This window comes from Aeromonas sp., assembly GCF_050633025.1.
In the GTDB taxonomy this organism is placed as follows: Bacteria; Pseudomonadota; Gammaproteobacteria; order Enterobacterales; family Aeromonadaceae; genus Aeromonas.
Window position 1 is genome coordinate 1 of sequence record NZ_JBODRQ010000179.1, and the last position, 5,387, is coordinate 5,387.

Consider the following 5,387-nt stretch of genomic DNA (forward strand, 5'->3'; position numbering starts at 1 on the left):
GAGCTCAAGAAGGTGGTGCGGGTGATGAAGAAGCTGGATGAAGAGGCGCCCCACGAGATCATGCTGACGCTGGATGCCGGCACCGGCCAGAACGCGCTGAGCCAGGCCAAGCTGTTCAGCGAGGCGGTGGGCCTGACCGGTATCACCCTTACCAAGCTGGATGGCACGGCCAAGGGCGGCGTCATCTTCGCGGTGGCCGACAAGTTCCAGATCCCGATCCGCTATATCGGGGTGGGCGAGGGGATCGACGATCTGCGTCCCTTCGTTGCCAACGACTTCATCGAGGCGCTGTTCAGCCGCGATGAATAAGTCCGGCCGCGATGAGTCAGCTCAGCCGTGATGAGTAAGTGTTCCATGCCCCGACTCCGGTCGGGGTTTGTCAATTTCAGGGAACCGTTATGATTCGTTTTGACAAGGTCAGCAAGGTATACAGCGGCGGCCATCAGGCGCTGCAAAAGGTCAGCTTTCACCTGCGCAAGGGGGAGATGGCCTTTCTGACCGGGCACTCGGGGGCGGGCAAGAGTACCCTCCTCAAACTGATCAGCGTGATGGAGCGCCCGACCGATGGTCGTGTCTTCTTTCATGGCGATGATGTCAGCCATATCCAGCGCAGCCAGATCCCCTATGTTCGTCGCCAGATCGGGATGATCTTTCAGGATCACCGCCTGCTGATGGACCGAACCGTGTTCGACAACGTAGCGCTGCCGCTGGTGATCGATGGTTACAGCCATGCGGACATCAACAAGCGGGTGGCGGCGGCGCTCGACAAGGTGGGGCTGCTCGGCAAGGAGCGTTACCAGCCGCGGATGCTCTCCGGTGGTGAGCAACAGCGGGTCGGCATCGCCCGTGCCATCGTCAACAAGCCGCCGCTGCTGCTGGCGGATGAACCGACCGGCAACCTGGATCCTCAGCTCTCCATGGATATCATGCGGCTATTTCAGGAGTTCAACAATTTTGGGGTCTCGGTACTGATTGCTACCCACGATCTGGGGCTGATCGCGCGCATGCGCTATCGCACCCTGACCCTCAAGGCGGGTCGCATGTATTCGGCCGGGGAGGAGCTCTGATGGCTATCGTTCGTCATAAACAACCGCCACTGCGCCGTCTGATGATGTACGGGGTTGACCATGTGCGGCAGGCGTTTGCCAGTCTGGGCGAACTGTGGCGTAACCCGCTCGCCTCCCTGATGACGCTGGCGGTGCTTGGCGTCAGTCTGGCGCTGCCCTCCTGCTTCCACGTGTTGCTGAAAAACGCCGAGGTGGTGGAGGGGAGCTGGCAGACCAGCTCCCAGATCTCTCTCTATCTGCGCAAGGATCTGCCGGAACAGAGCATTCTCGATCTGCAGCACCGGATCCTGCTCTACCCCGAGGTTGATTCGGTTACCTATATGAGCCGCGACGATGCGCTGCGGGAGTTTCGCGAGATCTCCGGCTTCGGCGATGCCCTCGATTATCTGGACAGCAACCCGCTACCGCCTGTGCTGAGCGTCATCCCGGATCCGCGCTGGCAGAACCCGGAAGGGGCCGCCGAGCTGCTCAGCAAGCTCAATAATGAGGTTGGGGTCGAACAGGGCAAGCTGGATCTGCAGTGGCTGACCCGGCTGCAGGGGATCATGAACCTGCTGCGCCACACCATTACCGGTATCGCGGTGCTGCTGCTTTCCGCCGTGTTGCTGATCGTCGGCAATACCCTGCGTCTCAACATCCTCAACCAGCGTTCTGAGATTGAAGTGCTCAAGCTGGTGGGGGCGACCGACTCCTTTATTCATCGTCCCTTCCTCTATACCGGCATCTGGTTCGGGGTGATCGGCGGCATGCTGGCCTGGTGGCTGACCGAAGTGATGGTGATCTGGAGCGAGGGGGTGGTGAAGGAGCTGGCGGGCTTGTATAACAGTAACTTCCGGCTGGTAGGCATGGGGGCGGTAGACGGGATCAATCTGATCTTGCTGGGCGCCCTGCTGGGGCTGATTGCCTCCTGGTTCTCGGTCCATCGCCACATTCGCGACATCGAGCCATCCTGATTACTTTGTCATCAAAGTAAATCGCTGGATTTTGCGAAGCGGATCAAGTAAAAGAGGGGCCGTTTCTGGCTTGGCCCCCATAGTCAGAGTATTCTGAATAACAATGATCTTCCGGATCTTCGCTAGATCCAGTGAACCTTCTGATTTATAAGCAGTCTATTAAAGCTGAAGCATTTATACGGGTGTGGCCCCTCTGCCTTGCTCGTCAGACTTGGCAAGCATGTGAAGGTTGCGAGCTCCGCAACAATGGACTTAGCATGCTACTTTTCGGGGGTCCTTCATTGTGACCCCCTTTTTTTGACTGTTCATTCATGATTCATCCTGCAGGCTTAAGATAAGCCGGTCTAAAACTGGGCATGTTCTTTGATACACGCCGCAGAATGGCATCCGGTCAGTAGACAGACCCTCTCAGGGTGTTAGACTGATTCGATTGAAAAGTAAGAGGTAACAGATGGGAACTTCATTGCAGCGCACTATGGCTCTGATTCCGCAAGGTAGTCTGGAAGGCTATATCCAGGCAGTAAACTCTATTCCTGTGCTGAGCGCAGAGGAAGAGCGTGAACTGGCTGAGCGTTTGCAGCAGGATGGCGATCTCGAGGCTGCTCGTCAGCTGGTTATGTCGCATCTGCGCTTTGTCGTTCATGTCGCCAAGAGTTATGCCGGTTACGGTCTGCCTCAGGCCGATCTGGTTCAGGAAGGCAACATCGGCCTGATGAAGGCGGTCAAGCGCTTCGACCCGACGGTCGGCGTGCGTCTGGTCTCCTTTGCCGTGCACTGGATCAAGGCCGAAATCCACGAATATGTCCTGCGTAACTGGCGCATGGTCAAGGTGGCGACCACCAAAGCCCAGCGCAAGCTCTTCTTCAACCTGCGCAAATCCAAAAAACGTCTGGGCTGGCTGAACCACGAAGAGGTTCAGGCCGTGGCGGCCGATCTCGGCGTTTCTGCCAGCGATGTGACCGAGATGGAAGCGCGGATGGCCAACTACGATCAGGCGTTCGATCTGGTGGGTGATGATGAAGAAGAGGGCGGTTTCGCTCCGGTTCACTATCTGGAGGACAAATCCTCCGATCTGGCCGCCACCATCGAGAATGACAACTGGGACGATCACGCGACCCGTCGTCTGAGCTCGGCCCTCGCCACTCTGGATGAGCGCAGCCAGCACATCATCCGCGCCCGCTGGCTCGATGATGACAGCAAGACCACTCTGCAGGAGCTGGCCGATACCTACGGCGTCTCTGCCGAGCGTGTGCGTCAGCTTGAAAAGAATGCTCTCAAGAAGCTGAAGGATGCGATGGAAGCATAATTGTATTCGCCTAGCGGGTACGTCAGCTTGAGAAGAACGCACTCAAGAAGCTGAAAGATGCCATGGAAGCCTGATGCTTCCTCTCATAAAAACAGGGCCTGATGGCCCTGTTTTTGTTTCGCAGGGATCTGGTCGGCCTTGCTTTGGTTACCCTTGAGTGTGTTATGTTGCCGCCACTGCCACATTAGGGAGAGCAGAAGTGAAACTGTTGAACGACCTGTTTACCAACAACCGTGAGTGGGCCGAACGGATCAAAGCCGAAGATCCCGCTTTCTTTGCCACTCTTTCTGCCCAGCAGGCCCCCGAATACCTCTGGATTGGTTGTTCCGACAGCCGGGTACCCGCCAATCAGCTGATGGGCTTGCTGCCGGGGGATGTCTTCGTCCACCGCAACGTCGCTAATCTGGTGGTGCATACCGATTTCAACTGCCTTTCCGTGCTGCAATACGCGGTAGAAGTCCTCAAGGTGAAGCACATCATCGTCTGCGGTCACTATGGCTGCGGCGGCGTCAAGGCCGCGATGCAGAATCAGGAGCTGGGTCTCATCGACAACTGGCTGCGCAACATCAAGGATGTCTACTTCAAATATGGTGAAGAGCTCGAGGCCATCGAGGATGAGCATGAGCGCTTCGACTACCTGTGCGAGCTGAACGTGGCCGAGCAGGTCGCCAACGTCTGCCACACCACCATCATCCAGAACGCCTGGCGCAAGGGGCAGGAGCTGGCCGTTCACGGCTGGATCTACGGGATCAAGGATGGCTTGCTGCACGATCTCGATCTCTGCATCAGCGGGCCGGATCAGATCCCCGATGTCTATCGCGCCTGGCCGGACATGCGTCCGCCCCACCGTCGGCGCTAGGGAGCTTCATGGTGGCGCCAGCCCTCTATCTGCAGATCAAGCAGCATATTCTGGACGGGATACGCGAACGCCACTATCAGGCGGGGGACAGGATCCCGACCGAAGCGGCCCTGTGCGAGCAGTTCACCGTGAGCCGGATGACGGTCAACCGGGCGCTGCGGGAACTGGTGGCGGAGGGGTGGCTGGTGCGTACCGCCGGTTCCGGCAGCTTCGTGGCGGACCGGCGTACCGAGTCGCCGCTGCTGGCTATTCGCAATATTGCCGATGAGATCGCCGAGCGTGGCGGCGAGTACAGCGCTCGGGTGATCCGGTTGCAGCGACTGGCCGCCGACGAGAAGGTGGCGGTGCAACTGGGACTGCGGGTTGGCGCCCCCATCTTCCACAGCCTGATCGTCCATCAGGCCGATGGAGAGCCGTTGCAGTTGGAGGAACGCTTCGTTGATGCCGGGCGCCTGCCGGGCTATGGCGAGCAGGATTTTACCCAACAGACCCCCAACCGTTATCTGATGGATGTCTGTCCCCTCTCCGAGATGGAGCACGTGGTGGAAGCCGTGTTGCCCAGCGCCGGTGAGGCGGGATTGTTGCAGATCCGCGTAGATTCCCCCTGCCTGTTGTTGCACCGGCGTACCTGGTCGGAGGGACATCTGGTCTCCTACGCCCGTTTGCTCTCTCCCGGTTCCCGCTACAAGCTAAGCTCCAAGACTCAGCTGGAGTAAATGTATATACAGATCGATTTTGCAAAGCCCACCTCCTGGTGGGCTTTTTTGTGCTTAAACTCTAAGTTTGATGCTGTTATCAGGATGTGAACGCCGCTCTTTCTTTCGTCATAGAGATCGACTATAAGAATATGTATATACATTTGAGGTCGCTATGAACAAGGAACTGTTGAACTGCGAGCGGGTCTGGCTCAACGTGACGCCCGCTACCCTGAATGATGAGCTGGCCGACTACGGCCTGCTGCCGCTCCACGCCATCGGCGTGAAGGATGGCAAGATCCACGCGCTGTTGCCGATGGCCGAACTGAAGGGGCCGTATCCCGCTCACTGGCAGGATATGCGGGGCAAGCTGGTCACCCCAGGTCTTATCGATTGCCACACCCATCTGGTCTTCGCCGGCAGCCGTGCCGAAGAGTTCGAGTTACGTCAGCAGGGAGTGCCCTATGCCGAGATCGCCCGTCGGGGCGGTGGCATCATCAGCACGGT

At 58.2% G+C, this 5,387-nt stretch carries 5 protein-coding genes and 2 pseudogenes; all 7 read left to right on the plus strand.

The window, feature by feature from the left end; translation table 11 throughout:
• Positions 1-309 (plus strand): annotated as a pseudogene (locus ACRAUW_RS16540) (signal recognition particle-docking protein FtsY); the annotation flags it as partial.
• An 89-nt stretch (positions 310-398) separates the two neighbouring features.
• Complete coding sequence (ftsE, locus tag ACRAUW_RS16545; protein WP_005339995.1) at positions 399-1,067, plus strand: cell division ATP-binding protein FtsE; 669 nt, start codon at positions 399-401, stop codon at positions 1,065-1,067.
• Positions 1,067-2,020, plus strand: a complete 954-nt coding sequence (gene ftsX / locus ACRAUW_RS16550; protein ID WP_431363157.1) for a permease-like cell division protein FtsX — start codon at positions 1,067-1,069, stop codon at positions 2,018-2,020. Before ftsE ends, ftsX begins: the two co-directional genes overlap by 1 nt.
• 451 nt (positions 2,021-2,471) lie before the next feature.
• Entirely contained in the window at positions 2,472-3,326 is an 855-nt protein-coding gene (gene rpoH, locus ACRAUW_RS16555; protein WP_033137699.1) for an RNA polymerase sigma factor RpoH, read from the plus strand.
• Between the two features lie 199 nt (positions 3,327-3,525).
• Positions 3,526-4,185 carry a carbonate dehydratase gene (gene can, locus ACRAUW_RS16560; RefSeq protein ID WP_005339998.1) on the plus strand — a complete coding sequence of 220 codons (660 nt, stop codon included), beginning with the start codon at positions 3,526-3,528 and terminating at the stop codon, positions 4,183-4,185.
• 11 nt (positions 4,186-4,196) lie between these two features.
• A complete protein-coding gene (hutC, locus tag ACRAUW_RS16565; protein ID WP_041202413.1) occupies positions 4,197-4,901 on the plus strand; it encodes a histidine utilization repressor in 705 nt (234 codons plus the stop codon).
• A gap of 154 nt (positions 4,902-5,055) precedes the next feature.
• Positions 5,056-5,387, plus strand: a pseudogene (locus ACRAUW_RS16570) (imidazolonepropionase); the annotation flags it as partial.